Below are 24277 nucleotides of genomic sequence, written 5' to 3' on the forward strand. Positions count from 1 at the left end.
AAAAATCTGTATACACGAAAGGAGCTCGACACACATGTATGATTTGTTATTGGCCGTTGGTATTTGTCTCGTTGGCTATTGGTTCTACTATGTCTTCTTACTCGGATTCAAAAAAGGAAATATCGTCATGACGTTTAACGAGCGGTTCATTCATCATGAAGACCACATTCAAGCTGTAAAGCGAAGATTAAAGGATGACGGTCGACACTTCGAGTATCTTGGCAATCGCAAATTCATCGTCGATGGAAAACCGTACCTGTTCATGGAACGGACGGTTCCAGGGGACTTTGGTCCTCTGCAACAGACGATTCTAAAAGGTCAACGTAAAGCGTTCTAACCAAAACACCGCTCCTTCTGTCGATGACAGAGAGAGCGGTGCTCGTTTCATTCAAATGTTATTCAGGTGTATGTACATCTAACGCATCGATGACACGTCGAATCGCGAGTAACGAATGCTCTAAATCGATCCAGACCTTAAAGTAATACTCGAAAAAGACACCTTGGTTCCGCATCCGTTCTAATGTATTGATGGGATCTCCATCAATCGTAAAGTCAAGGCTCGTATAGTTCGAGTATGAATCGCTGAAACCTCCGTCTTCCTCATCGTAATCTTCTTCAAAGTATTTCTCCATCCGTTTCTCATTTTGTACATCTATTTCACGATAAAAGGCTCGTGCTGAGTCTTTTGGAATATTTTCATGAAACTTCTCGCCCGTATCATACTTCTCTTGATGATACCATTCCCATAAAACGACCCACTTTATGACCAATTCATCAATCAAGTAATGACCAAGCGCCCGGTCCATTCGGCAAAAGTTAAACCGAAACGTCCGTTCACCAAAGTTCGTCTTCAAATCAAGGACGACTTTGATATCATTGGTTTCCGGCGGATGACCGAAAAATAAGATGCCATGCTCGAATCCTTGTGCAAACTCCTCGATTGACTGGCGTCTACCTGCTTTATCCTCAAAACTAACGGTAATCGAATCAAATTGAACGATTGGTTGTTCCATCTGTCTACCCCTATTCTGTATATGATGTACTCAAAAAAGCGAGCCTCGAGCGAGACTCACTTTTGTTCGTCATGACGAGACGACTTCTCCACCCGTCAAATCGATATGTCCTTCTCCCCATGCGCACATCGCGTCAAGAATCGGCTTCAGCGACCAGCCGTACTCGGATAACGAATAGACGACTTTCGGTGGGACTTGTTCAAAGACCGTCCGGATGATGACGCCGTCTTCTTCTAACTCCCGCAATTGTTGCGTCAGCATTTTTTGCGTGATTGTCGGCATTAGCTTGCGGAGCTCACTCGTCCGACGCTCGCCTTTGATCAAATGACACATGATGACGACCTTCCACTTTCCACCGATGACTTCAAGTGTTGCTTCGACCGGGATATTGTATGGCATATATGTTCCATCCTTTCGTGATTCCGTTAAGGGCATAGGTACTTTTTAGTGCCTATCGTACTTGAAAGTGCGTACTTCCCAAGCAGATTAGCTGGCTATATGATAGCAATTGTCAACGGAAAGTACAACCTCCTTTTAGACCTTGCATCTAAATGAAGGAGTAGAGTACTTTTTAGTGCCTATCGCACTTTAAAGTACGTACTTCCCGAAATGAAACACCCCGGTTATGCTGGGGTCATGTCAATCGGATCATGTTTGGTCGGGCCCACCGGACACGATCCCCACTGAAATCATCTTTAGGAGGAATCCCCATGAATCAATTAAACTCACAGATCCAGGAGGAACAGGTCCCAAGAAACGGCGGACTTGCCCTACTTGCCTTAGCCATCAGCGCATTTGGGATCGGTACGACGGAATTCGTTCCCGTCGGACTGCTCGCAGCAATCGCTGGTGACTTAAATATCGGTATCACACTCGCTGGTCTCATCATCTCTGGTTACGCGATCGGTGTCGCCGTCGGTGCTCCGATCTTGACAGCACTAACGAACCGGATGAATCGGAAAACGTTACTGATGGCATTGATGGTCGTCTTCATCGCTGGTAACCTCGTGTCCGCGATTTCACCGACGTTTGAATTGTTGATCGTCGCTCGTTTCATCACCGCCTTCTCGCACGGTGTTTTCTTCTCAATCGGTGCGACGATTGCCGTCCAGCTCGTACCGGAGCATAAAAAAGCGAGTGCCATCGCCTTGATGTTCACGGGTCTGACAATCGCAACGGTCACAGGTGTACCACTCGGAACATTCATCGGTCAATCATTCGGCTGGCGCGCGACGTTCTTCGCGGTTGCTGCACTCGGTATCATTGCGATCATCGCAAGCTTCTTCTTGATTCCAAAAGACTTGAAACAATCACCACCTGCTAAGTTCTCCGACATGTTCAAATTGTTGACGAACGGACGCTTGATGCTCGGCTTCTTGATCACTGCCCTCGGTTACGGTGGAACGTTCGTCGCCTTTACGTACTTGACACCGATCATGCAGGACGTCACGAAAATCAGTCCGAGCTTAATCAGTATCATTCTGCTCGTCTACGGAATTGCGGTTGCGATCGGAAACACGGTCGGCGGAAAACTTGCGAACGGTAATCCGATTAAAGCGTTGTTCTATATGTTCATCATCCATGCCATCGTCATGATCGCCCTCTCGTTCATGATTCCGTTCAAAGTTGCCGGTATCATCGGGATCATCTTAATGGGACTCCTAGCGTTCATGAACGTCCCTGGACTCCAGCTCTACATCGTCCAGTTGGCTGAAAAATATGTCCCAGCAGCAGTCGATGTGGCGTCTGCTTTGAATATCGCAGCCTTCAACATCGGGATCGCACTCGGAGCAACGATTGGTGGTCTCGTCACCGATACGATCGGTCTCGTCCACACGCCATGGGTCGGCGGGATCATGGTCATTCTTGCCGTCATCTTGACAGGTGTCTCGCGTCGTCTCGAACATCAATAAGGAGGACTACTATGTTTTACGATCATAATAGTTATCAGCGGATGTACCGGGAGGGCGAGCTCACGCTCGGTCTCCACGTCCCGCTCGAGAATTTCAAGATGCGAACACCGACGCTTGCCAATCAAGTCGAGCTCGCACAAAAAGCAGAGAACTATGGTTTTACGACACTCTGGTTACGCGACGTTTTATTAAAGGATCCTTATTTTCTTGATCCGGCTGTCGGACAGATTCATGACATGCTGATATACGGGACGCATCTCCTCAGCCAAACGAAACAGATCGCCCTCGGAACGTCAGCACTCGTCTTGCCGCTCCGTCATCCGTTACGCTCTGCGAAGGAAGTCGCGACGATTGATGCGTTGTTCCCGGAACGTTTGATTCTCGGTGTCTCGTCCGGTGACCGGCAAGCCGACTTCCATGGACTCGGTGTCGATCATCCGAGCCGTGGTGCTCAGTTCAAGGAAGCACTGCAAGTGATGGAACAAGCTTTATACGAAGACTATCCGCAAATCGATTCGACGTATGGGGAAGTCCGTGGTGCGACACTCGTGCCACGCCCGAAGAAACGAATCCCGACGATGATCACGGGTTTCGCACAGCAGGATACGGACTGGCTCGCAAAAAACGGCGACGGCTGGATGTATTATCCGCAAGGACCGTTCGAACAAGCACGTGCCATCGAACAATGGCGGGCCGCGAGTCAAGCAGCCGGTAATACAACGTTTCGCCCGTTTTCGATGCCGATGCATCTTGATTTATCCGCGAATCCGAACGAGGAAGCGACACCGATTCGACTCGGTTTTCGGATCGGACGCAATCGACTGATCGAGTTGCTGGAATTGTATCGTGAGCTTGGCGTCAATCATCTGTTCTTCGCCCTATTCGACGGTGAGCGATCAGCGGAAGATGTCATCGATGAACTCGGAACGTACGTCGTACCGCATTTCCCTCCCTTATCATGATGACTTATATAATTAAAAGTAATATACATGAAACCCAGTCCCTTCTCGGAACTGGGTTTTATGTCGTTTCATTGCACATCACTTCGAATACATTCTTCCACTTTCGGGGATTGTTTTTTAACCAATTGCACATTCCGAACATTTATTTCTTTACTTTTGAGTTCTCATGACCTTATAATAAATTCAAGATAACAATTACCTTAAAGGAGGAAGCGCTGTTGACACTACTCATTGCTTTTCTAGCCATCGTTTTCATCATGCTCGCCCTTGACCTTGGAGTCTTCCATCGTAAGGCACATGAAGTTTCGCTTCGGGAGGCCTGGACGTGGACGTTCGTCTGGATCGCGATTGCGATTGCCTTCGGGGGCTGGCTCTACTTCGATCAAGGTAGCTCCGCTGCAATCGAATATACGAGCGTTTATTTCATCGAGAAGGCTCTCGCGATCGATAACGTCTTCGTCTTCTCGCTCGTCTTCGCGTACTTCGCGATTCCATTGAAGTACCAGCACAAAGTCTTATTCTGGGGTATTCTTGGTGCAATCTTCTTCCGCGTCATCTTCATCGTCGCTGGTGTTTCGTTGCTTGAGAACTTCGCTTGGGTCTACTACATCTTCGGAGCGTTCCTCGTCTACACGGGTTGGATGATGTACAAGAACATCGGTCAAGAGACGTCGCTCGAAGAAAACAAAACGATTCGTTGGCTAGAGAAACGTTTACCGATCACGCAAGACATCTCGTCTGGTAAGTTCGCAAAACGAATTGATGGGAAACTGTTCTTCACGCCGCTCTTGATTGCTCTACTCTTCATTGAAGTATCGGATATCGTCTTCGCCGTCGACTCCGTTGCAGCAAGCTTCGCGTACTCGCGTGATCCGTTCATCATCTTCTATGCGAACATCATGGCGATCCTCGGACTCCGGAGTCTCTACTTCGTCCTCGCGAACTTGATCGATCGTTTCTACTATTTGAAACACGGTCTCAGCTTCATGCTCGTCTTTATCGGAGCGAAGATGATTCTCGGTGATGTCTACAAAATGCCGATCTGGATGTCGCTCGGTACGATCGTTCTCGTCATCTTGATTAGCGTCTTCTACAGCTTCTACAAGACGAAGCCAGGAAAATAATCGATCGTAATGCAACAGGGAGTGGATCCGTTGATCCACTCCCTGTTTGTGTTAGCCGACCTGTTCGAGCCGACCTTGATTGATGCGGTAGACGGCGTCACAAAGTACATCGATGTCCTGTTGATTGTGACTCGTCAAGATGATCGTCTTCCCTTCTTTTTTGAACGACAACAAAAGTTCCCGCAGACGCAAGACACTATCGTGATCGAGTGCATTGAATGCCTCATCCAAGATCAAAATGTCCTGCTGTTCCATGATAGCTTGCGCGATTGCGAGCTTTTGTTTCATTCCGAGCGAATATTGTTTGACCTTCTGACGATTACCAGGCTGTAAGCCGACGGTCCGCATCGCTTGTTCGATGTCAGCATCTGTAATCACTTTTCGGATTGCTGCGAGTTGCTTTAAGTTCTCAAACCCTGATTTATGGGCGATGTAACCCGGTCGATCGATGATGACGCCGACGTTTTCCGGAAAGCGTCGTGTCGGACCAAGCTGTTCATTCCGGACGGTGATCGTTCCCGCGTCCGGATGAATGAAGCCGCAAATCATCTTGAATAAGACGGACTTTCCTGAACCATTCGGTCCCGTGATGCCAACGATGTCTCCTTTTTGAATCGTCAAATCGACGTCTGCGAATAACGGATTGCCTTGATACCCTTTCGTGACCTGCTCGAGCTTGATCATTTCCATGATACGTCCTCCTTATATTCGTATGCTTTTTTGAAACAGAACATATAACCAGACAAGTGAAAGCCCAACGTAGATCAACAAAACGATCAAGAGGTGTGTCAGACTAAACGACTGCAATTGGGCGAATCCATTCAATCCGGACGGAAAGATGCCATACCGATTGAAGTTCGGCAGTAAGAAAACCGATAAGACGCCGAACAAACCGAGCATCGCGTATCCATCTGGGAATTGCCACAGCAAGATGAAGCTGAAAAGAGAATAAAGCATTAATTGCAGCATCGAGATGCCAAACAGTTGCAGCAACAATTGCATCGTTGAAATCGATAAAAGGCTTGTCGAAAGCGACAGCGATACGCCTTGCAGCATTCCGATTACCATCGTTCCGAGGATCAGAAGTGAGAGAGCAAGTATATAAAAACGCCCTTCCCTTACGAAGACATGCAGTGCCCATTTCTCGAGTCGTTGGTAACGCATCCACGTGTATGGTCCGATTGCCGTCATTTGATCCTGCAGACGCAATTGACTTAAGTAAGCGAGTCCGAAGAAAAGGATCAGATGCGACACGAGTTGGAGAAACGAACTGTCCTCCGCACTGACACCGTAAAACACGACGACGAACAGATCACCAATCGTTTGCAGCTCAGTTGACGCTCGACTACTACTGAGGAAGATGTACAGACTAGCAACCATCGCATAGACGAGATACGGCAATAATTCTTTTATCGAAGTCAGTAGCTGACGGAGCGATTGAATCCATTGGACCGACAAATAAATCAGTGCGATCACGAGACTGAGGATAACGAGTGCCATCAAAGGATGCATTATATTGGATACAGCCCCGACAGAGAAATACACAGCGGGTGAAAAGAACTCCCCTACTCCAAACGATGATTTAAAACTAAAGATACACCAGATCACTACCCCTGCCGCCTGAAGCAACAAGCCATTACGCTTTTCGTGCAATAGAAACATAAGACACATCAATCCATGTAGGACAATGCTCGTAAGCAACCACAGAATCGGTTGTAAGAAAATCACTGACAGGGGTGAATGGAAAGTCGCAATGAGATAATGACTGATGCTACCACTCGTTGCGAGTTGACTATATGGACTCCACTGCAACGTAAACGATTGATCGCTAGCACTAAGAAGACTCAGCAACAAAACGAATCCAAACAGTGTCAGAACAGCGCGTACATACCGTTTTGTCGAGTAGTAAACCCAGTTCCGAAATGAGCCAACCCGAATCAAAATCGTCGGTTCATACTGCTGTCCAATCGTTCGAAACGAGAGGAACAGCAGTAACGGCATCAGGAAAAAGAGGATTAGGTACATATCATTTTGAATCGCAAATGTGATGTCCCACGCGTTGACGTTTTTACCGAATTCTTGTGCTTCGGACAGAACTTCTTGCCGTCTATACCATGCGACGTAGCTGATCACGAGGAGGAATAGACTGTTCAGTACAATCGAAATGTTTTGTGTCCTCTTCATGATTGGAAGATCCACTCCGGTTTCGGTCGAATCATCGTTAGATAGAGCGTGATGTTAACGACGATCAAAATAGCAAACGGCACGAACACCGTCCAAAGCGGTTGTTCCGTGATATTGAACGGAAAGACCGTACTGATGGGCGAGAACTGTGGTGCTTGCATGATACCCGCGACGAAATTAAAAATATGATAAGCGACGAATGGTAACGAAATTGCGAGATAGACTTGTTCGAGCGCCAAAATCAACAGATAAGCAAGCGTCGCATACGCGGCTCCGTTGAGTCCAATCCAAGCAGCATAGAGGACGGCATAGAGTAACGGATGAATGTCCGCCAAGAACGAAAATGCATTTGAGGTCTCATATGTCTTTTCGCTGAGAGACGTAAAATTGACTAGACCGAAAAACGGTTCGATATAATGAATGAGGACGAACGTCACGATTGTCATTAAAAAGAACACGAGTCCTGTCAGCATCGCATTGACGAAACCGACCGCAAGCAGATAATCCTTTAGACTCGCACGTGTTCGGACATATGTAAGATAGTTATCCTTGTATTCAGCGATGAAGATTGGCAAGAAAATTAGGACCGCTAGTACCGGAAACAGCATCGGGATCGTTCCTGATAGCGTCTCCTCGAACACTTCGATCGGTAAGAAGAACTGATAGCCTTCATAAATGAAACTGAATTGAAGCACTGGTAACCCGAGAATGATCAAAAGATATAACACGCATCGTTTCACCGTGAATGCTTGCGACCAAATGAGCATGATTTGCTGCAACATATGACCCCTCCTATTTTCGTAATGCCCAAAACCAATAACCCAGGACGTTAAAGAATACGACTGAGACGATACTTAATAGATGCAATCGTCCTGCATGATGGAGCTTGATGATGCTCCAAATGACCGATGTCACGAGATAGATCGTCATGCCGATCAACATGAGCACAGCACCGAATTTCGTGACGTCAAAGCTTTCTGTCGTCGTCAGGTGCTGTTCGTCAATCAGATACATGCCGTGTGAAATGAACAACTCCGGTAACCATATCGATTTATGAATGGTGAAATCACGTGAGGACGCCGTGTCTTGTCCGGAAATCGATACTAGCAATAGATGATCTTCTAAAATACGTTCATACGCTTCAATCGAGCGTTCATTACCATAAAAGGCATCCGCATAGGCGAGTGACTGATGCTGGCTCAACATCATCGTGCCGATAAAGCATAGTATCGTTGCAGCAGCGATGCTGATCCCGATTCGAAGCAACCACGAAGCGAACGTCCGCTCTTTTCGATAGACCCACGTCAAGAGCTGATCGACATGTTCCTTGCTACCGTAGCGATACATGGCAAGCTTCGTCGCTTCCTCTTCCGAATAACCTTGAATCATCAAGTCTCGCATCGATTGTTCGAGATGGCTACGCGTCTCTTCCATGACGTCAATGATTTCCGGATCCGTCACATCCGCATCTTGATACAAGTTGCGGACGAAATGATCGAGCTTATTCAAGCGCACCGTCTCCCTCTTCAAGAAACTTCGGGAGTAGTTGCTTCAGAAAACGCCATTCGCGTCTTTTTTTCGCAAGAAGGATTTTTCCTTCAGGCGTCAGCGTATAATATTTACGCCGTCCGCCGCCCGCTGCTTCGTCACTCCAATAGGATATGACGAACCCTTTTTTCTCGAGTCGTTTGAGTGACAGATAGAGTGTCGCCTCTTTCAGTTCAAACTGCTCGTCTGACGTTTGCCGGATCGTCTTCGCGATTTCATACCCGTATCGGTCTTGTTCGTTCAACAACGACAAGATGATCGTGTCGACGTGCCCCTTTAATAATTCTTTATCGATTTCCACCCCGTACAACCCCTTCCTTATTCTGGATGTATCAGCACCTTAACGATAAACCAAATTACTCTGTATTGCAAAGTACTTTATACAACTTATGGAAATGAATCAATGAAAAAGCACGCTCCTGTTCAAGAGCGTGCTCGGTCGGTTCAGTTCAATAAGTCGTTTACTTTCTTCGAATCTTCGATAAAAGGCTTCGTGAATGCCTTCAGCGCTTTCTCATTATCGTACGCCGTAAAGTCTTTTCCATACCAATCGCGCAGCTGTTGTTTCGTAAAGTGATACGAAGCATCCTCGATCGTCATGTTGACGTGGTCGACATTCGGAATCAATGTGAACAGTGCTGTTGCATTGTAGATTGCCGTACGATTACTTTTTTGTTCGACCTGTCCTTCTTCATATCCAGCATAACGTAACGTGAGTTGATACGGTTTATCCTTCGTCGACAGTTCCATTTTCTTCAACTGATCGCCATGCGGTAGCTGTTGGACGATGTCTCGTACGTTACTGTTATCTCCTAAATATGTACCTTGTTGATCAAATACATCGGTTTGTGTTGCCGCTGTTCCGCAACCACTGAGTATTAGCATGCCGCTCGCTAGAGCAATGGCGCTCATTCTCTTTCTCATCATACTCTCTCCTTTTATCAGACCGATTATACCTAATAAACGTAATCAAACAAAGAAAAGTTTCAAAATAAAGGAAATCAGCGTTTTAGAGTATTCGATGACTTTGATTTTATGTAGAGAAAGCTGTACCCAGTACCTATACTTGCAGCAATCAAAAGCTTAATAAGACAAAAACGAGTGAACCCTTCAAAAGCATATCCTTTTATCTTTTGAGTTAGAGTAGTTTCCGTAATCCAATCAATCGTATATCCGGCGCTGAAGGATAAAAGTAAGCTAAGACAGATAACATAGGTTATCCGCCTTGAATGCGTTATAATTTTCGCTCAAATTGTTTTCTCTTAAAAAGAAATCCGAGATACGGTAGCCCAGTAGCAATTAAGCAAATTGTAACTATGAATTGTAATACTGATATTAGATCGGTAATAGTGTCTGACCAATCTAAAAATAATAACATCGTGAATACTATCCAAATAATGAATGTTGGTTGTACTAGCCGCTTTATTTCATTTTCTTTGAACGAGTACTTCTCATAGGATGTTTCTATGTCTGAGTAAATAGGCCGTGCCATTAAACTTCCTTTGAAAATATGAACTTCTCCCTTATTTGATGCTACATGTTCCCATCCGCTTGCTGAAAAGAGTTCAAAATAATCTTCGTCAGGCTGTTTTCGATAGTCTAGACTATACTTCACTTCTTTCGGTTCGCCTTTAAAAAATGTGTAGCCGAGAGTATCAAACTTTTCTAAATGCCAGCCTTCGGCAGCCAAACGTGACAGCTTATTCATTTCTTTGTCTTCCGTTAATGCGAGCCCCCAACTTGCCATGTATTTTCGGTTCATGAGTTATTCTCTCCCTCTAGTATAAAGTGTGCATCCTCAACCATTGCCTGTCTGCGTAATACATCTTCTTTTAACAATTTTAGTCCTGCTTCTGTAATCAAATAACTTTTTTTCTTTCCGTCACCTTCCAACGGCTCAATCAATGATGCTTTGACTAACTTTTTAATTACCGTGTACATCGAAGCAGGACCGATTTGCATTCGACCATTCGTCAATTCTTCTACGAATTGCATAACCAAGTACCCATGTCTCGCTTCTGTAAGCGCAAGTAAAATGTAAAATGCACTATCAGTTAATTCTCCAAGTTCAATTGTGTCATTTCTCGGCAAAATGATCCCCCTTTTATATCATTCATTGATATAGTTCTTAAATACATATTATATCGTTTTATGATATATGTCAATGAATGATATATAGTCACTATTAGGATGTTTTTGGTCCACGCTAACTTAAATTTATGAATAATTACAGATGGTTGAAATGTACCAGTTTTGTCATGATTTTTAACAAATAGCATAAATAATATTGAGAATTTCCTATATAATGTTAATTACTATGTTACCCTAATATCATTCGACTCGCTCGAAAATAAAGCTATATCTATTTACGGAGGTCTTTGATGTTACATCTATCTGCCTACCTACTCATTACGATTCTTTTATTCGCCCTACTGACATGCGGATTTGTTTTTGTGATACGCCGGTTCATCAGAAAAATCAAATCGTAACTTATACAACCCGGTCTCTCAGACGAGAGAAGCCGGGTTGTTGTTCGTTTCATAGAGTTGTCGGATACGATGCACGATGCCGTTTGCCGTTTCCGGTACAGGTGGCATCCATAGACCCGTCACCGGACCGTAGACGACGGGATTGATTGCCACCTCGTACCCACCATACGGGTGTTCTTCCGCAGTCGGCAAGTAACCGATGTAACCGTTCGTATATCCTCCAAAAAAGGCGAGTTCCGTTTGACGGGTTTGCTTTATCTGTAGCGCTGTCTCACAGAACGGCTCCATCGGGATGCCTGAGAACGAACCCTCATTTAGTTCAAACAATTGAACTTCGACCGGGATGGTGAGTGTCGTTCCCGATTGCTCTTGAACGTACGCCAACCAGCGTGCTGCGCTGATGCCCCATGTCTGTTCAGCGTAAGTTGCCATGTCTTGCAATACGTTCGTAGCCGGTACTTCAGTTAAGCGCATCGGATAAATTACTGACTGAATCCGGTGGTGCGTTAACGGTTGAAACGACACTTCTGGAATCGTCGTTAAGACGTGTCCACTTAAAGCAAACGCCATCTTCTGTAGACTTGCTAGGTCACCGCGATATTTCGCATTGACGTTTCCCGTCGCCCCTTGGACGATCACGACTGGACAGCCGAGTGCCTGTTCGAGGATCGTTCGAGCGACGCCCGGATAATCACCGGATAAGACGACACTGTCTGATTTCAAGACGTTCGGATGCGCTGTACAGAAAACGAAGGCTCCGGCAAGACTCGCATCATCGACACGGCGAACCAACAGTGTCCCGATTCGGTCATCCGTCGCACCCGTAGGATTCGTTCCCATCACCGCGTGACCATTTATTTTCTCTCGTCGATTGACACCAAGTTTCCCGGACGTCACACCCCAACCCATCTCGACCGGTTGCATCGCTTCGCTTGCTTTGACGGCAGAAACGATCGCTTGTTGCGTCAAGATCGTTTTGTAGGCGACGGTCAACGGTTCAGTTCCCGCTGTCGCTGGTCCCGAATGCGTATGCGTATAGACGACCGTGATCTGTTCCTTCGAGACGTCTAGCCGGTCGGCGATACCTTCACGGATGGTATCGGTATCTGCGACGAGCAACCCGATGTTATCGATGCTGACAAAAATCGATGTCGTCTGCTCACTTTCGAAGATGCTCGCTGTGACATATAGCGGATCGTGTATGCTTGCGACACCTTCTTCTCGGTGATAACCGATGAAGGCGGCACCGAGCGGCGGATTGATTACTTCCTGATGTATTCCAAAACGACTCATGTCTAACGTTCCCCCTTGAGTAACACACTATTTCTTCCATATACTAACATTAACTACAGTAGAGGAGGACATGCAGATGGCGATTCGTTGGAAGGAAGAGATGATTCAGTTCGAGACATTTCGTGAAGCCGAAGTTTGGGCGGACTCGATCACGAATGAGATTCATGGGCGATCAATCACTGGATATTGCACCCCTGACTTTAAAGTCGCGACGAGTCTTGCATTTTATTTAGCGGAAAACCCAGACTATCGCGTACGCTCGGCAACGGTTCACCTCGATGAAGAAATCTATTATCAAGTCTGGGTCGAGATACTCGATTCACTTTGACTTCATGAATTGGTCGAGGACGATTTCCTGAAACGCACGTGTCACGGGTGAGCCCCACTTCGACTGCTTCGTGAGCAGATGGGCATACATCGGTTCAAACGTCTCATCATGTTGAATGATTTTTATCGCACCTGCTTCCACTTCATCTGCTACCGTCACATACGGTAACACAGCAAAACCCAGACCGTTCATCACCATCTTCTTGATTGCCCCGATACTCCACAATTCCTGTGTCTGAAACGAGATGTCTTGGTTTCTGACGCACGCCTCAAACATCATTCGGTAACTGCATCCGTCTTCATTCGTCAGATAGACGTATGTGTCCGCGGAAGATCGAATCGCGTCAAAATGATCCGGCATCGTCGGATGACCAATGATGACGATCTTCTCTTCTGTCAAAACATCATGCGTACATCGTTCAGCGGAAAACATTGGATACAGCATCAAGGCGACATCGACCCGTCCATGTAAGAGTTCATCTTGATTTTCCTTACAAGTTCCATTCGATAAGATGATGTTGACATTCGGATATGCTGTCATGAACGTCTGTAAGACGGAACCAAGACGAGAGATCGTCAGTGACTCTGGCGCTGCGACCTTCAAGACGCCTTCAAAGGGATCCTGTTGTTGAATCGACTTGATTTTCTCATGTGTCGCTAGTAAGTCTTCAGCCAGCGGGATGATTTCCTGACCTAAAGGTGTAAGCTGAAGTGTACGATTGGCATAGAAAAACAAAGCACCGCCTACTTCTTGCTCGAGCAGTTGCATATGGGACGTGATCGTCGATTGCGTGTAACGGAGTTCACTTGCAGCTGCCGTATAACTCCCTGTCTCAATGATCTTCAAGAAGCTGATTAAATGACGAATTTCCATTCTAAGACTCTCCTTTCATCATTCCATCGATAAAACTGATGGAATGATTTTTTATTTCAATTTTATTTATCGATCTTGACATCTTACACTAGAATTCAAGTATTCGATAGAATGAAAAAGGAGTTTTCTCATGAATGTTGTTGCTTTTTTATCTTATGTCATCATTACGTCCATCACACCTGGACCAAGTAATCTGTTAGTCATGCATGAATCGAGCCACTTCGGTTTTCGTGGTGCTTGGCGATTTAATACCGGAATCCTACTAGGGTTCATGATACTCGGATTGATCAGCGCATTAGGGACGACGCTTTTACAAGCGACCTTACCTATGATTGAACCAATTCTGCAGTGGCTCGGTGCCGCATACCTCGTCTACCTTGCCTATAAGATTGGTTTCCCGAAACAGACAGCCAGTCAGATCGACACCGTGCCAGCGACATTTTTATCCGGTCTGTTGTTCCAACTCATCAACGTCAAAAGTATTCTCTTTTTCTTAACGGCTTTATCAACGTTCATTCTGCCCCACAGTACGTCTACTGTAGAAATCGTTCTATATACGTCGTACGCTATCATCCTTGGTTGGATCGCCTTATTGCTTTGGGCAGGAAGTGGCTCGTTGTTTCGTTCGTTATTTCAAAGATACGATGTCGCATTTCGTATCGTTATGTGTACGTTGATTTTGTATTCTGCCGTCACGATCTTTTGATCGAGATATGCGTTAAAGGACCACGACTTCTTAATAGAAGAAATCGTGGTCCTTTAGATACACTGTATTTACAGTTTGTCGAATGATTCAGTTTTAGTTTCGTTCTGCGACGATTTCAGAAAATAATCGTGTTCCATTTCCGACGTTATCGAATGGATTTTCTTTGATGATCGTCAAGAAACTCTCCTCTGGTGCTTTAGTAATCTCACTTGCTTTCGTAACAAGTTCTTTGACTAACGCTGCTTTTTGTTCTTTCGTGACCGGTCCGATTTCGATTGTAATGAGTGGCATATTTTTCGTCCCCTTTTTCTTTAACTGATTTAGTTTGTTTTGTGGTTAGAGATAACTGACGTTGTCGTCATGAAAATGTCGTTCCTTGACGGAAGGATCATCTGTAGATCCAATCGCTAAGGCAATAAAAGGTGAAAAATTATCAGGAATTTTCAGATCGTGTCGTAATGCTGCTTCTGCATTTAATGCGTAAATGACACCGTTCATCGTGACAGAGTTCAGCCCTAAACTCGTCGCAGCAATCGACACGTTTTGAAGCGCCAATGCCGCATCCAATTGCTCTGCCTGATATTTGTTATGCGGAGCAGAGACAATTAGTAAGGTCGGTGCTCCGTAAAACGGTTGAGGAACGGGTATGATGCTCGAAACAGCGGTTGATAAGGTATCCAGTAATGCTGGATTTTGAATAACTGTGATATGCCGGGCTGAATCCGAATCCGGAAGACCCCCTCCACTGATTGGTGCAGCATTTGCCGCATGAATCAACTGCTTCAATTCTTCTTCTTTGATTTGCTCGGTCGTAAAATGACGTATACTTTTTCTTTTTATGATTGCGTCCATAGCGTTCATGGTGTTGCCTCCTTTTCGATCACCGGCATCCATCGATTGGCGTCGGTGTATGCTATAATCCTAGTACCAAAAAAGAACGTCGACAAGAATGCAGTTTTTTATGAGTCACTTAGAAAAAACTGAGTAAGGAGTGAAAAACATCGTCATGCCAACGAATGAACCATTAAAAGAATTAAAGATTTGTCCGGTCAAAACAAGCTTGGACATCATCGGTGGAAAGTGGAAGCCATACATTATTAGAACCCTATTTTTAAACGGAGTCGTCCGGTACAACGAATTAAAACGTGAAATTCCTGGCATCACAGATATGATGCTTTCCCAGTCCTTAAAAGAGCTAGAACGGGATTTTGTCATCGATCGCGTTCAGTATAACGTCATCCCTCCTCGCGTCGAATATTCGTTGACGGAGAATGGAATGGGACTTTCGATTGCTGTTCAAGAGTTAGCAAAATGGGGTAACATCCAACTCGATCGTAATGTCTGACTAGAAAAGATGCTGCTATATAAACAGGCTCTCTATCGACGCGATTGTTCGTGTCGATAGAGAGCCTTTCATTTCATCAAATACAGACGTTACTTCCCCTTAATGATTCATTGTCGCGAATCGTACAGTGTGACCATTGCTTCAACCGCAGCATCCATCCGATTTTGTAAACCAATCTTATTCAAAACGACGAGCCCCTCAGTAAAGGCAAAGAGCAACGCAGTTTGCTGTTCGACATCTTCCCCCTCTGTTGGTACATAGATCTGTTTAATCCAATCGTCGAACGATTCTCCAATCGTCCGCGTGATCGACGTATACGGTTCCCCCTGACTCGTTGCGAGGTGGGTGATCTCGAACCAAAGATTCAAATATGGCTTGATTCGTGGCTCATCGATCGCTTGTCGCAGAAAACGGACGAATGCCGTGAACTCGAGTTTTAAATCTGGCTGCTGCAGTAAATCAATCAGTTCTTGGCTGATCGCAGTCAACACCGCGGTCTCGATGTCTTGTTTATCCTTGAAATAATGCATCAGCATCCGGTCACTCGTCCCGGCAGCGGTCGCCATCTTCTTCAGACTCATCTCCTTGATGCTTGATGCTAACGTCGCTTTTGCGATGTGATGCGTATAATCCTGTCGCTTCTGTTCAAACTTATCCATATCCGATCGACTCCTTCCCTTTCCATCATACTCGATTTTAAGAAACGGGCACTACGCAAAAAAAGCATCCACGAAGGATGCTTCATTTTAAAAAGCGATTGATGATCTTCTTAAAAGCAAGATCCAGTCGGACGTTTTCGTCTTTCGTCAGCTGTTTCGCTTCTTCAAAGACAGCTGCTGCTTCCTCGAATTTATTCTCGTAAATCAAGATCGTCATTTTCCCACGCTCCGGTCCGACGCGCTCACTCGACGTCTCACGTTCTCGTACCATCGCTTCAGCTGCTTGATCCACGCGCTCGATCCGGTCTTGCTTACTGATTTTTTTCTTGATCAGTTTTCGTTCGAGTTCTTGTACGTATGGAAGTGATTTAATCAACATCAAAGCCGGATCAATCGGTCCATATTGGGCGACGAACGCCTCCATTTGCTGTCGCTCGTAATCCATGACTTCTTGATAGAGTGGTTTGCTTTCCTTCGCTAATGCCTGCTCGACCTTGACGAGTCGTTTGACTTCTTTTTTCATTGCGACCATTCGTTTATCGAACGCTTTTTTCTCAGACGATGTATCGACTGCTTTTAGATCGACTCGCATCGCTCTGATTTTTCTTGACTCCTTCACGTTATCTGAATCGTATTTTTCTACTTTCGGATTATACTGCTCGACCGCAGTCCGATATGCTTCGTTTTGATAATAAGAAGGAATTTTGATTGGGGATTTGGAGCTAAGATCCGATAAGATGTTGCCGTACTTCGTGATGACCTTCAATTGATCGGCACGGTATTTTTTATAATCGAACGCTTTTTTCGTCTGTACCACTTTTGCTTCAACAAGACTGCTTCCACTTCCGATACTCGCTCCACTCATCAATACGGCTACAGCCGCACTACAGGCGAAGATTGTTCGCAATCGCTTTACCTTCATATGTTCGCTCCGTCCCTTCTCGTCATCCACCGTTCCTTTTTCCGTATTATACCAAATTGAACAGCATCACATTTCGTTATTTGACGGATCAGGGTAATAACTTTCCTTTTACATATCCTCGATTGACGTTTAATTGTAGTAAATGCTACATTTATTTGTAGTAAACACTACACTTATAAGGAGGATCCTTCATGAAAGAATCTCAAGCTTCATTTGTAGACACCATCCCGAAACCTTTATTGCTCGTCATTACGATCGCGTTCGCTGTTTTAACTGCGTTTTCGATAATCGACTTTGGTGTACTTGGCATCTTTGCGGAAGCGACACAAAATACGGCGACACTCCAGATTTTCGTCGACCTGATTCTCTGCGCCCTCTTCATCATCGTTTGGCTCCGTCATGATACACGTCGTACGGGACGAAGTTTTCCGCTTTGGGCAATCATCACCCTCGCGATTGGTGCGTTCGGACCTCTACTCTATTTATTGACTCGAAAATCATGACGTTCTGACACGTGCCGCATCTTCGGTACGTGTTTTTCTTAAGACAAACTTAAGAAAGCGACTCCGACTATCAACAGAATTCGACCGTATCCTAAGAGGTAGATTACACATTAAAGGAGTTTTACCTCATGAAGAAGGCCATCTTTGATACGATCGTCCACTTAAATGCTCGACCAGTTGTTGCGAACACACTAAAACGGTTTGCAATGAGTCGCTTTAGTAAACTACTCATCCGACCTTTCATTCGCACCTATCACATTCAGACGGATCAAGCGCTGAAGTCCGTTGATTCGTTTACCTCGCTGCACGATTGTTTCGTACGCGAGTTACGTTCCGGTATGCGACCCATCGCAAAGGCGCCGGATGCCTTCGTCAGTCCGAGTGACGCCGTCCTCTCCATCGTCCCGGCGTTAACGCAAGATAGTCGGTTTACGATCAAAGGACAAGACTATACCGTTGCTGAGCTGATTGGCTCAAGCGAACGCGCCCAGGATTACGCGAACGGTGTCGCCTTAATTTTCTATTTGAGTCCGACCGACTACCACCGTGTCCACTCGCCAGTCACGGGCGAAATCACGACGAGTTATACACTGGGGCGAGAATCGGCACCCGTCAATGACATGGGGCTACAATTCAGCAAACGTCCGCTAACACGTAATTATCGCCGCGTCACGCGTTTGCAAGTCGATCACCGCGCGATCGAGCACGTCATGGTCGGTGCGCTGAACGTCAATACGATCGTTCAGACACATCAAGGACGACTGCTGGAGCGTGGTGCAGAGTTCGGCTACTTCTCGTTCGGTTCGACCGTCATCCTCGTTTTGCCACCGGACACTGTCGAACTCGCACCAGGCATTGAACGTCGCGTCAAGATGGGTGAGCAGATCGGACGCTGGATCCCGTAAAAATGGATTCCCTTTTTGTTAAGATTCCTGACTAAGAAAAACATTTGAATTTGCTAGACTAAAGGAAACCACTGTTCAATGGGATGGCGACCGTGAAGAGCAGTTGACGTTCACGTGTATCGACATGCAATAACATACAAAAATGAGAAAGAGGTTATATCATGAAAAAAGTCGTTTTATCATTCGCTTTCTCAATTATGGCTGTATGGATATTAGTTGCTTGTAATAACGAAGAGAATATGCAAAGTACTAGTGAAAAACCGACGGCATCCGAAGTATTGAGCGAAGATGCTAAAGCAGACATTTTTCAATTCAATGATACGATCTACCAATCAGATGTAGCATGGGCAGAGAAAACCGAAGTCACTCAGAAGGAAAAAGTCGGTGAAATTAAAAGAAGAAGTTCGGATAGAGACGATTTTGATAATGGGACTGCTACGAAACTCTCTCAGGGTACCGCCCTATACTCTACTAAAGAAAGAAATGAGATTTTGCTAGTGAGCTTCAACGGGAAATTAAAAAAGTACGTTGCTTTAGGAGAAGGTTAATTTGTCTATAAGAAAAGGCATCCTCAGCTGGGATGCCTTTTTCTTATTTAGATCATGATGATAGAAAAACTAATCAGCCGTTGACGACCTTTTCAGATACAGCTTCATTCATCGACTGACGATTGATTGACAGCTGTTCGCCTTCTTTCAAACGTTTTCTGTAATCAGCTGTCGCTGTAAATAGAACGTCTGTTGACGAGTTGAGCGCTGTTTCAAATGAATCTTGCAATACACCGATGACGAAACCAACAGCAACGACTTGCATTGCAACGTCATTCGGAATCCCGAATAAACTACATGCGAGCGGAATCAAGAGCAGCGATCCGCCAGCGACACCAGATGCGCCACACGCACAGACAGCAGCAAGAACACTTAAGATGATAGCTGTCGGAATATCGACTTGAATGCCAAGTGTATTGACGGCAGCAAGTGTCAGAACCGTAATCGTGATCGCCGCCCCCGCCATGTTGATCGTTGCACCAAGCGGAATTGAAATCCCGTAAGTCTCTTTATCGAGACCGAGCCTCTTAGACAATTCCATGTTGACTGGAATATTCGCTGCAGAACTTCGTGTGAAGAAGGCCGTGATCCCACTCTCACGTAGACATTTAAAGACGAGCGGATATGGGTTTTGACGAACATTGATGTAGACGATTAACGGATTGACGATCAGTGCCATGACAAGCATCGTACTGATCAGTAACCCTAGTAAGCTCACGTAATCAACAAGTGACGAGAGACCGTTCTCCGTAATCGAACCGATGACAAGCCCCATGATACCGAGCGGAGCAAGCTTGATGATCCAACCAACCATTTTCGCAAGTCCATCTGAGAAGTTCGAGATGAACGTTTTCGTTGAATCTGACGCGTTTTTAAGCGCTAGCCCTAAAACGATCGCCCATGTCAGAATGCCGATGTAGTTTGCTTGGACTAATGCATTGACCGGATTATCGACCATGTTGAGGACGAGTGTCTTCAGCACTTCGACTGCGTTACCCGGTGCTGTCAGTTCCTCTGTGCTCTCTTTGAGTGTAATCGTGACCGGGAACAGGAAGCTGATGACGACCGCAATTGCCCCGGCTAAGAACGTACCGAGCAGATATAAAACGATGATTGATTTCATGTTCGTTTGCTGACCTTTTTTGTGTTGCACAATCGAAGCCATAACTAGGAAAAAGACCAAAATCGGCGCGACTGCCTTTAGTGAGGAAACAAATAATGTTCCAAAGATGGTCAAAGAACTCGCTACTTCAGGAATCGTGACGGCTAAAATAATCCCTACGATCAAGCCAATCGCGATTTGTTTCACTAAACTGATTTGGTTCCACATCTTCAACAATTTCATACGTTCCCCTCCAGGCTTACAAAAAATAAGTTATTTAGAATTCGAAAAACGATGACTTCTCTCTTCTACTCAAAAGGATGAATAGTCTAGTCATTCACTTTTCTAAAAATTCTCGCAGTTTGTTGTGTTCTATTTTTGCATAAATCGTGTGAAATAAAAACTAGTTTTTTGCAAGAAATATGATTCCTTTTCCTGGATGTTAAGTGAGCATACGAATGCAATCGATTGCATAATTACAAAAAAAGTAGAAGAAGATGCGTTCCTTCTCCTACTTCATTATGTAAACTAAAATGTTTCACAGATGTTGATTGACCTTTATTCTCTCTTCAGCAGTCTTCTCGAATTTAGTATTGACAGGTATCGTTAACGCTCTAAGTGTCGGATGAATTAAGAAATAGCCGGCAAAGCCAAAATAGCCGATACCAGAGATCAATAAGATTGCTGTACTAGAAGACCATTCTCCGAAAATCCCTCCCGCAAAATATCCAAGTGGACTTAACGACCCTAACAGTGAAGAGAGAAACGAAAAACCTGTTCCTAAATAGTCCGACGGAAGATTGACTTGGATGAGCGTATACAGATATATGCTGTTCACACCGATTCCAATCCAAGCGATTCCAAATAAAACGATGGGAAGCACCCCAGCATCATTTACTAAAAACGCACCAATCCAAAACAGACCGGATAGGAGCGCTGCAATCGGCATGACACGATTAAGAGCAAACGTCTCCAAGCGACTTGATATCAATGTTCCGATCATCGTTCCAAGTGAAATTGCTGCTAACCAAAACCCGTACTCTGCTGATGTCTCAGAAATGATTGGTAACACCGCAAGTCCCATCGTCGCAAGAAAATTCATCCCGATGATGCCATAAATGATGGTCAGTAATTTCTTTTGTTGCTTGACAACATATAATCCTTCTTTGAAGTCTCGCTTATACTGGTTCCAAAAGTTTCGTAAGGAAATGGGTTGTTCTTTTTGCGAAGTTGGCACTTTGAGTACGATCAAAAATAAGAACCCGATCCCTAGCAATACGAGACTATTCGCAGCGAATACGATTCCGACGCCGACAAACAAAATCACGATACCTGCTAACGCATCCGCAATCAAATCAAGTGTTTGATAAGAAAAGGCGAACACTGAATTGACTTTCGTCAACTGATCATTTGATGCCAGTCGCTCGATGAGTGTATTTTCGGTGGGATACGAGATTTCCGCTAATGTTAAGGCTAAAAACAGAATAACGAGCAGTAATGGAATCCAGAGCGTCTCGTTAAAATAAAGCAAGGTGATGATTCCGACCAAAACGGCTTGCCCGACGCCTGAGAAAAAGAGGAGTTTCTTTTTCGAATAACGATCAATGATCGGACCGTACAAAAATTGAAGCGTCACAGGTAACACAGCAATCGTACTCGTTAATCCGACCAGAAATGGCGAATTCGTCGTCGTCTTGACGAACCAAACGATGGCAATCATATAAAAGCTGTCTGATATGTTCATCAGAATTCTACCAAGTAACAAGATGACTAGTTGTTTGTTCAATCGCCTTCCCCTCTCTCCAATAGTTAAATTTTATTGAACTTTATTGTAGCGTAAAGGACTTGAAGAAAAATGTAAAGCGATAAGTTCAATTTAATTTAACTAGATCCTTGAAAAAATGCTTCTTCGTAAATAGAGCCTTTACGAAAAAGCACGTTTACTACTATGTAGAAGATGTCCTTGCGTCGTACATAAAAACGATTCCTTCTTTGATCTGTTCCGATTCAACACGATTTCGCCTCTAATCCTTCTATCGTCCGCTTGAATTTCGGATGATTCTCGAAGCAAACGTTGAAATTCTAAAATCAGCGTTCTAAAACGGTTCATCACGAATTTTCACTTCTCAAGAGATCATTGTTTTTTTGCGTTTGACGATCAACAGAACAATCACGAACAGAAACTCAAGGATTGTAAAGATGCCGACGAAGAAATAGACGACTAACACCTGACTGATCCCATCGACTGCGATCGTGTAAAACCACAGTAATGAAATGCCCGTCGTATAAAGAAGATTGATGATCGTTCCGCTAATCAAGCTAGATTTCAAACTTTTCTTACTCCGCGCCTGACTCACGATGATGATGATGGCACCGATCACCCAGACGATGAGTATGAGTTCAAGGATAGTCTTATCGTTCCATTGTACATCCATGATCTACTCTCCTTTTCAATAGGCTGATAAAATGCGATTGACACCTATATTTTACAGCAATACAGACTCTTCCAGCCTTCCGAAAGTTGAGTGAATGAGTTTTTAAAGATCCAAATCAGGATAGTCCTTCATTTTCCTAACCCGAATACTTTCCTCCTGACCGATTTGATCGGTCTCTTTCAAGCGGTGCTGAACGACGAGCAGCACTAGTACAATCGCGGAAATCACACAAATCGTCGCACAGTACGGTTGCGCGACGCGCTCGAACTCTAACGCTGATAGCACCTGCAAGATCGTCAATCCCGCGAGCATCCCGTGGAAATATCGTTGATAGCCGCGCGGTATTCCTGGCTGTCCGAACGTCTCATACCAGACGTATAAGCCGAGTCCGAACGCGAGTCCGTTCAGGATCGGCGAAGGAAGAAAGAAGAGCATAATGCCGAGACCGAGCATCAACCAAGCGTATCGGATCGCAGGCTTAAAGAAAGCAGGATCGAGCTGCGCTTCCTCTTCCTCGATGACGGGCGCTGCTTTCTCCGCTTCAGTCAACGGTCGAAAACCAAGTGCTTCTTTCGCTTCCGCTAACTCAAGCATTCGTTTCTTCATCCCGAAATAAAACGGAAAACGTTCTTTGACGACCTCCCCTTCATCCGTTCGACCATCCGCTTGCTCTTGCACGGATACCTGATACAGCGTGCGCCCCATCCGGTAACTGACCCAGTAGTCGGTCGTTTGACCATTATTACGCTTGAGTTCAATCACCTTCGTTTGTTGATTCGTCATGATATATGATTCCTTTCGTCGCAAATTCCTGTAATTGCTCTGTCGCATACAACAGGAGAATGAATCCTGAGATGAGACAGACTGCTCCGTTAATCGATAGATTGATCGGTGATAAATAGTTTTTCGATGAGCCCGCTAAGGCGAACATGAAAAGTGCTCCTGACCAGCGATACGTGCGAGCACGTGCAGATTTCCCTTCGAGATGCATCGGCCAGAAAATCATCAGAACGACGAGTGTTATGTATCCTGGGATTGGCAAGATATCAGTCAGCGTCAGTAATCCACTGAACAAGATCAATAGAGCGCTTAAAATACGCAACTTTATGATGCGTCGGTCGGCTCGAAAATCCATCGCTTCAGACAGAGCAAAAGGTGACCGGATGTAACCATCGTCTAATTTTTCACGAACCCACGTTTTTTTCTGACGATACGCGAGGAACGGATTTTTAAAAACAATCCGCTTCGTTGCGGACTCTTCATTCCTTTCCATCATATCCTCGCTATCGATTGCCTGCTCTTTTCGGGCAACACCTTCCCGGCAGAATAAAGTGCGCCCCTCTTGGTGAAAGACGATGTGATGCACACGATCGTCGACTTGTTTCACTAATTGAATCATGATTTGTGCTCCCTCTATCTTGCTTT

31 protein-coding genes are annotated in these 24277 nt (G+C 45.1%); 10 read left to right on the plus strand and 21 right to left on the minus strand.

Going from position 1 to position 24277, the window contains the following annotated elements:
* The first annotated feature begins 34 nt into the window (after positions 1 to 34).
* Positions 35 to 337 carry a hypothetical protein gene (locus ITJ88_RS07570; RefSeq protein WP_195865197.1) on the plus strand — a complete coding sequence of 101 codons (303 nt, stop codon included), beginning with the start codon at positions 35 to 37 and terminating at the stop codon, positions 335 to 337.
* Positions 338 to 395: 58 nt separating this feature from the next.
* Here ITJ88_RS07570 and ITJ88_RS07575 read toward each other — a convergent pair whose 3' ends face one another.
* On the minus strand, positions 396 to 1013 hold the full coding sequence (locus ITJ88_RS07575) for a hypothetical protein (protein WP_195865198.1): 618 nt from the start codon (positions 1011 to 1013) through the stop codon (positions 396 to 398).
* Between the two features lie 69 nt (positions 1014 to 1082).
* On the minus strand, positions 1083 to 1412 hold the full coding sequence (locus ITJ88_RS07580; RefSeq protein ID WP_023468096.1) for a winged helix-turn-helix transcriptional regulator: 330 nt from the start codon (positions 1410 to 1412) through the stop codon (positions 1083 to 1085).
* Between the two features lie 311 nt (positions 1413 to 1723).
* Here ITJ88_RS07580 and ITJ88_RS07585 point away from each other — a divergent pair, with 311 nt between their 5' ends.
* The 3 genes from ITJ88_RS07585 to ITJ88_RS07595 all read left to right on the plus strand — a co-directional run bounded on the left by ITJ88_RS07585 (position 1724) and on the right by ITJ88_RS07595 (position 5012).
* The gene (locus ITJ88_RS07585; protein ID WP_195865199.1) at positions 1724 to 2926 is read left to right on the plus strand and encodes an MFS transporter; all 1203 of its coding nucleotides are present in this window, start codon (positions 1724 to 1726) and stop codon (positions 2924 to 2926) included.
* Positions 2927 to 2937: 11 nt separating this feature from the next.
* A complete protein-coding gene (locus ITJ88_RS07590; protein WP_195865200.1) occupies positions 2938 to 3888 on the plus strand; it encodes a TIGR03571 family LLM class oxidoreductase in 951 nt (316 codons plus the stop codon).
* A 218-nt stretch (positions 3889 to 4106) separates the two neighbouring features.
* Complete coding sequence (locus ITJ88_RS07595; RefSeq protein ID WP_195865201.1) at positions 4107 to 5012, plus strand: TerC family protein; 906 nt, start codon at positions 4107 to 4109, stop codon at positions 5010 to 5012.
* A 51-nt stretch (positions 5013 to 5063) separates the two neighbouring features.
* On the opposite strand, the gene ITJ88_RS07600 is transcribed toward ITJ88_RS07595, so the two are convergent.
* The 9 genes from ITJ88_RS07600 to ITJ88_RS07640 all read right to left on the minus strand — a co-directional run bounded on the left by ITJ88_RS07600 (position 5064) and on the right by ITJ88_RS07640 (position 12526).
* The gene (locus tag ITJ88_RS07600) at positions 5064 to 5702 is read right to left on the minus strand and encodes an ATP-binding cassette domain-containing protein (RefSeq protein ID WP_195865202.1); all 639 of its coding nucleotides are present in this window, start codon (positions 5700 to 5702) and stop codon (positions 5064 to 5066) included.
* A 12-nt stretch (positions 5703 to 5714) separates the two neighbouring features.
* Positions 5715 to 7196, minus strand: a complete 1482-nt coding sequence (locus tag ITJ88_RS07605; RefSeq protein WP_195865203.1) for a hypothetical protein — start codon at positions 7194 to 7196, stop codon at positions 5715 to 5717.
* The gene (locus ITJ88_RS07610; protein WP_195865204.1) at positions 7193 to 7978 is read right to left on the minus strand and encodes an ABC transporter permease; all 786 of its coding nucleotides are present in this window, start codon (positions 7976 to 7978) and stop codon (positions 7193 to 7195) included. The genes ITJ88_RS07605 and ITJ88_RS07610 overlap by 4 nt, the downstream gene beginning before the upstream one ends.
* 10 nt (positions 7979 to 7988) lie before the next feature.
* Positions 7989 to 8711, minus strand: coding sequence for a hypothetical protein (locus tag ITJ88_RS07615; RefSeq protein WP_195865205.1), 723 nt, complete (start codon positions 8709 to 8711; stop codon positions 7989 to 7991).
* Positions 8698 to 9045, minus strand: a complete 348-nt coding sequence (locus tag ITJ88_RS07620) for a PadR family transcriptional regulator (RefSeq protein ID WP_195865206.1) — start codon at positions 9043 to 9045, stop codon at positions 8698 to 8700. Before ITJ88_RS07620 ends, ITJ88_RS07615 begins: the two co-directional genes overlap by 14 nt.
* Before the next feature lie 143 nt (positions 9046 to 9188).
* Complete coding sequence (locus tag ITJ88_RS07625; protein WP_195865207.1) at positions 9189 to 9668, minus strand: DUF4825 domain-containing protein; 480 nt, start codon at positions 9666 to 9668, stop codon at positions 9189 to 9191.
* 310 nt (positions 9669 to 9978) lie between these two features.
* On the minus strand, positions 9979 to 10491 hold the full coding sequence (locus tag ITJ88_RS07630; protein ID WP_230088592.1) for a DUF2812 domain-containing protein: 513 nt from the start codon (positions 10489 to 10491) through the stop codon (positions 9979 to 9981).
* 11 nt (positions 10492 to 10502) lie between these two features.
* Complete coding sequence (locus ITJ88_RS07635) at positions 10503 to 10835, minus strand: PadR family transcriptional regulator (RefSeq protein WP_195865209.1); 333 nt, start codon at positions 10833 to 10835, stop codon at positions 10503 to 10505.
* Positions 10836 to 11251: 416 nt separating this feature from the next.
* The gene (locus ITJ88_RS07640; protein ID WP_195865210.1) at positions 11252 to 12526 is read right to left on the minus strand and encodes an alkaline ceramidase; all 1275 of its coding nucleotides are present in this window, start codon (positions 12524 to 12526) and stop codon (positions 11252 to 11254) included.
* Positions 12527 to 12602: 76 nt separating this feature from the next.
* Here ITJ88_RS07640 and ITJ88_RS07645 point away from each other — a divergent pair, with 76 nt between their 5' ends.
* On the plus strand, positions 12603 to 12854 hold the full coding sequence (locus tag ITJ88_RS07645) for a hypothetical protein (protein ID WP_230088594.1): 252 nt from the start codon (positions 12603 to 12605) through the stop codon (positions 12852 to 12854).
* On the opposite strand, the gene ITJ88_RS07650 is transcribed toward ITJ88_RS07645, so the two are convergent.
* Complete coding sequence (locus tag ITJ88_RS07650; protein WP_195865211.1) at positions 12846 to 13727, minus strand: LysR family transcriptional regulator; 882 nt, start codon at positions 13725 to 13727, stop codon at positions 12846 to 12848. The two genes, ITJ88_RS07645 and ITJ88_RS07650, sit on opposite strands and share 9 nt — an antisense overlap.
* A gap of 130 nt (positions 13728 to 13857) precedes the next feature.
* Here ITJ88_RS07650 and ITJ88_RS07655 point away from each other — a divergent pair, with 130 nt between their 5' ends.
* Complete coding sequence (locus tag ITJ88_RS07655) at positions 13858 to 14433, plus strand: LysE family transporter (RefSeq protein ID WP_195865212.1); 576 nt, start codon at positions 13858 to 13860, stop codon at positions 14431 to 14433.
* 93 nt (positions 14434 to 14526) lie between these two features.
* Here the strand turns inward: ITJ88_RS07655 and dmpI are convergent, their stop codons facing one another.
* Complete coding sequence (gene dmpI, locus ITJ88_RS07660; RefSeq protein WP_195865213.1) at positions 14527 to 14724, minus strand: 4-oxalocrotonate tautomerase DmpI; 198 nt, start codon at positions 14722 to 14724, stop codon at positions 14527 to 14529.
* 45 nt (positions 14725 to 14769) lie between these two features.
* Positions 14770 to 15294: a nitroreductase family protein gene (locus ITJ88_RS07665; protein WP_195865214.1), complete on the minus strand. Its 525-nt coding sequence runs from the start codon at positions 15292 to 15294 to the stop codon at positions 14770 to 14772.
* Between the two features lie 145 nt (positions 15295 to 15439).
* On the opposite strand from ITJ88_RS07665, the gene ITJ88_RS07670 reads away from it, so the two are divergent.
* Positions 15440 to 15778 (plus strand): winged helix-turn-helix transcriptional regulator, encoded by a 339-nt coding sequence (locus tag ITJ88_RS07670; protein WP_195865215.1) that lies wholly within the window; start codon positions 15440 to 15442, stop codon positions 15776 to 15778.
* 107 nt (positions 15779 to 15885) lie between these two features.
* On the opposite strand, the gene ITJ88_RS07675 is transcribed toward ITJ88_RS07670, so the two are convergent.
* Positions 15886 to 16437, minus strand: coding sequence for a TetR/AcrR family transcriptional regulator (locus ITJ88_RS07675; RefSeq protein WP_195865216.1), 552 nt, complete (start codon positions 16435 to 16437; stop codon positions 15886 to 15888).
* Positions 16438 to 16519: 82 nt separating this feature from the next.
* The gene (locus ITJ88_RS07680; protein WP_230088595.1) at positions 16520 to 17359 is read right to left on the minus strand and encodes a hypothetical protein; all 840 of its coding nucleotides are present in this window, start codon (positions 17357 to 17359) and stop codon (positions 16520 to 16522) included.
* Between the two features lie 191 nt (positions 17360 to 17550).
* Here ITJ88_RS07680 and ITJ88_RS07685 point away from each other — a divergent pair, with 191 nt between their 5' ends.
* From ITJ88_RS07685 to ITJ88_RS07695, 3 genes are all read left to right on the plus strand, one after another.
* Entirely contained in the window at positions 17551 to 17862 is a 312-nt protein-coding gene (locus tag ITJ88_RS07685) for a DUF2834 domain-containing protein (protein WP_195865218.1), read from the plus strand.
* Between the two features lie 128 nt (positions 17863 to 17990).
* The gene (locus tag ITJ88_RS07690; protein WP_195865219.1) at positions 17991 to 18767 is read left to right on the plus strand and encodes a phosphatidylserine decarboxylase; all 777 of its coding nucleotides are present in this window, start codon (positions 17991 to 17993) and stop codon (positions 18765 to 18767) included.
* A 161-nt stretch (positions 18768 to 18928) separates the two neighbouring features.
* On the plus strand, positions 18929 to 19315 hold the full coding sequence (locus ITJ88_RS07695) for a hypothetical protein (RefSeq protein ID WP_195865220.1): 387 nt from the start codon (positions 18929 to 18931) through the stop codon (positions 19313 to 19315).
* Between the two features lie 73 nt (positions 19316 to 19388).
* On the opposite strand, the gene sstT is transcribed toward ITJ88_RS07695, so the two are convergent.
* From sstT to ITJ88_RS07720, 5 genes are all read right to left on the minus strand, one after another.
* Positions 19389 to 20660 (minus strand): serine/threonine transporter SstT, encoded by a 1272-nt coding sequence (gene sstT, locus ITJ88_RS07700; RefSeq protein ID WP_195865221.1) that lies wholly within the window; start codon positions 20658 to 20660, stop codon positions 19389 to 19391.
* A gap of 295 nt (positions 20661 to 20955) precedes the next feature.
* Positions 20956 to 22203 carry an MFS transporter gene (locus ITJ88_RS07705; protein WP_195865222.1) on the minus strand — a complete coding sequence of 416 codons (1248 nt, stop codon included), beginning with the start codon at positions 22201 to 22203 and terminating at the stop codon, positions 20956 to 20958.
* Between the two features lie 340 nt (positions 22204 to 22543).
* The gene (locus ITJ88_RS07710) at positions 22544 to 22852 is read right to left on the minus strand and encodes a hypothetical protein (RefSeq protein WP_195865223.1); all 309 of its coding nucleotides are present in this window, start codon (positions 22850 to 22852) and stop codon (positions 22544 to 22546) included.
* Positions 22853 to 22954: 102 nt separating this feature from the next.
* Positions 22955 to 23635 carry a hypothetical protein gene (locus ITJ88_RS07715; protein WP_195865224.1) on the minus strand — a complete coding sequence of 227 codons (681 nt, stop codon included), beginning with the start codon at positions 23633 to 23635 and terminating at the stop codon, positions 22955 to 22957.
* Positions 23607 to 24251, minus strand: a complete 645-nt coding sequence (locus tag ITJ88_RS07720; RefSeq protein WP_195865225.1) for a hypothetical protein — start codon at positions 24249 to 24251, stop codon at positions 23607 to 23609. The genes ITJ88_RS07715 and ITJ88_RS07720 overlap by 29 nt, the downstream gene beginning before the upstream one ends.
* Positions 24252 to 24277 lie beyond the last annotated feature (26 nt).

Origin of the sequence: Exiguobacterium abrahamii, assembly GCF_015645365.1 — a bacterium.
Taxonomy (GTDB): domain Bacteria; phylum Bacillota; class Bacilli; order Exiguobacteriales; family Exiguobacteriaceae; genus Exiguobacterium_A; species Exiguobacterium_A abrahamii.

Bases quoted from the DNA above. Each gene is read 5' to 3' on its own strand.
- ITJ88_RS07685 (WP_195865218.1), top strand. From the start codon at position 17,551: ATGAAAGAATCTCAAGCTTCATTTGTAGACACCATCCCGAAACCTTTA.
- ITJ88_RS07690 (WP_195865219.1), top strand. From the start codon at position 17,991: ATGAAGAAGGCCATCTTTGATACGATCGTCCACTTAAATGCTCGACCA.
- ITJ88_RS07720 (WP_195865225.1), bottom strand. From the start codon at position 24,251: ATGATTCAATTAGTGAAACAAGTCGACGATCGTGTGCATCACATCGTC.
- ITJ88_RS07710 (WP_195865223.1), bottom strand. From the start codon at position 22,852: ATGGATGTACAATGGAACGATAAGACTATCCTTGAACTCATACTCATC.
- ITJ88_RS07640 (WP_195865210.1), bottom strand. From the start codon at position 12,526: ATGAGTCGTTTTGGAATACATCAGGAAGTAATCAATCCGCCGCTCGGT.
- ITJ88_RS07575 (WP_195865198.1), bottom strand. From the start codon at position 1,013: ATGGAACAACCAATCGTTCAATTTGATTCGATTACCGTTAGTTTTGAG.
- ITJ88_RS07675 (WP_195865216.1), bottom strand. From the start codon at position 16,437: ATGGATAAGTTTGAACAGAAGCGACAGGATTATACGCATCACATCGCA.
- ITJ88_RS07665 (WP_195865214.1), bottom strand. From the start codon at position 15,294: ATGAACGCTATGGACGCAATCATAAAAAGAAAAAGTATACGTCATTTT.
- ITJ88_RS07605 (WP_195865203.1), bottom strand. From the start codon at position 7,196: ATGAAGAGGACACAAAACATTTCGATTGTACTGAACAGTCTATTCCTC.
- ITJ88_RS07600 (WP_195865202.1), bottom strand. From the start codon at position 5,702: ATGGAAATGATCAAGCTCGAGCAGGTCACGAAAGGGTATCAAGGCAAT.
- ITJ88_RS07715 (WP_195865224.1), bottom strand. From the start codon at position 23,635: ATGACGAATCAACAAACGAAGGTGATTGAACTCAAGCGTAATAATGGT.
- dmpI (WP_195865213.1), bottom strand. From the start codon at position 14,724: ATGCCACTCATTACAATCGAAATCGGACCGGTCACGAAAGAACAAAAA.
- ITJ88_RS07570 (WP_195865197.1), top strand. From the start codon at position 35: ATGTATGATTTGTTATTGGCCGTTGGTATTTGTCTCGTTGGCTATTGG.
- ITJ88_RS07590 (WP_195865200.1), top strand. From the start codon at position 2,938: ATGTTTTACGATCATAATAGTTATCAGCGGATGTACCGGGAGGGCGAG.
- ITJ88_RS07650 (WP_195865211.1), bottom strand. From the start codon at position 13,727: ATGGAAATTCGTCATTTAATCAGCTTCTTGAAGATCATTGAGACAGGG.
- ITJ88_RS07610 (WP_195865204.1), bottom strand. From the start codon at position 7,978: ATGTTGCAGCAAATCATGCTCATTTGGTCGCAAGCATTCACGGTGAAA.
- ITJ88_RS07585 (WP_195865199.1), top strand. From the start codon at position 1,724: ATGAATCAATTAAACTCACAGATCCAGGAGGAACAGGTCCCAAGAAAC.
- sstT (WP_195865221.1), bottom strand. From the start codon at position 20,660: ATGAAATTGTTGAAGATGTGGAACCAAATCAGTTTAGTGAAACAAATC.
- ITJ88_RS07670 (WP_195865215.1), top strand. From the start codon at position 15,440: ATGCCAACGAATGAACCATTAAAAGAATTAAAGATTTGTCCGGTCAAA.
- ITJ88_RS07695 (WP_195865220.1), top strand. From the start codon at position 18,929: ATGAAAAAAGTCGTTTTATCATTCGCTTTCTCAATTATGGCTGTATGG.
- ITJ88_RS07625 (WP_195865207.1), bottom strand. From the start codon at position 9,668: ATGAGAAAGAGAATGAGCGCCATTGCTCTAGCGAGCGGCATGCTAATA.
- ITJ88_RS07645 (WP_230088594.1), top strand. From the start codon at position 12,603: ATGGCGATTCGTTGGAAGGAAGAGATGATTCAGTTCGAGACATTTCGT.
- ITJ88_RS07630 (WP_230088592.1), bottom strand. From the start codon at position 10,491: ATGGCAAGTTGGGGGCTCGCATTAACGGAAGACAAAGAAATGAATAAG.
- ITJ88_RS07655 (WP_195865212.1), top strand. From the start codon at position 13,858: ATGAATGTTGTTGCTTTTTTATCTTATGTCATCATTACGTCCATCACA.
- ITJ88_RS07680 (WP_230088595.1), bottom strand. From the start codon at position 17,359: ATGAAGGTAAAGCGATTGCGAACAATCTTCGCCTGTAGTGCGGCTGTA.
- ITJ88_RS07580 (WP_023468096.1), bottom strand. From the start codon at position 1,412: ATGCCATACAATATCCCGGTCGAAGCAACACTTGAAGTCATCGGTGGA.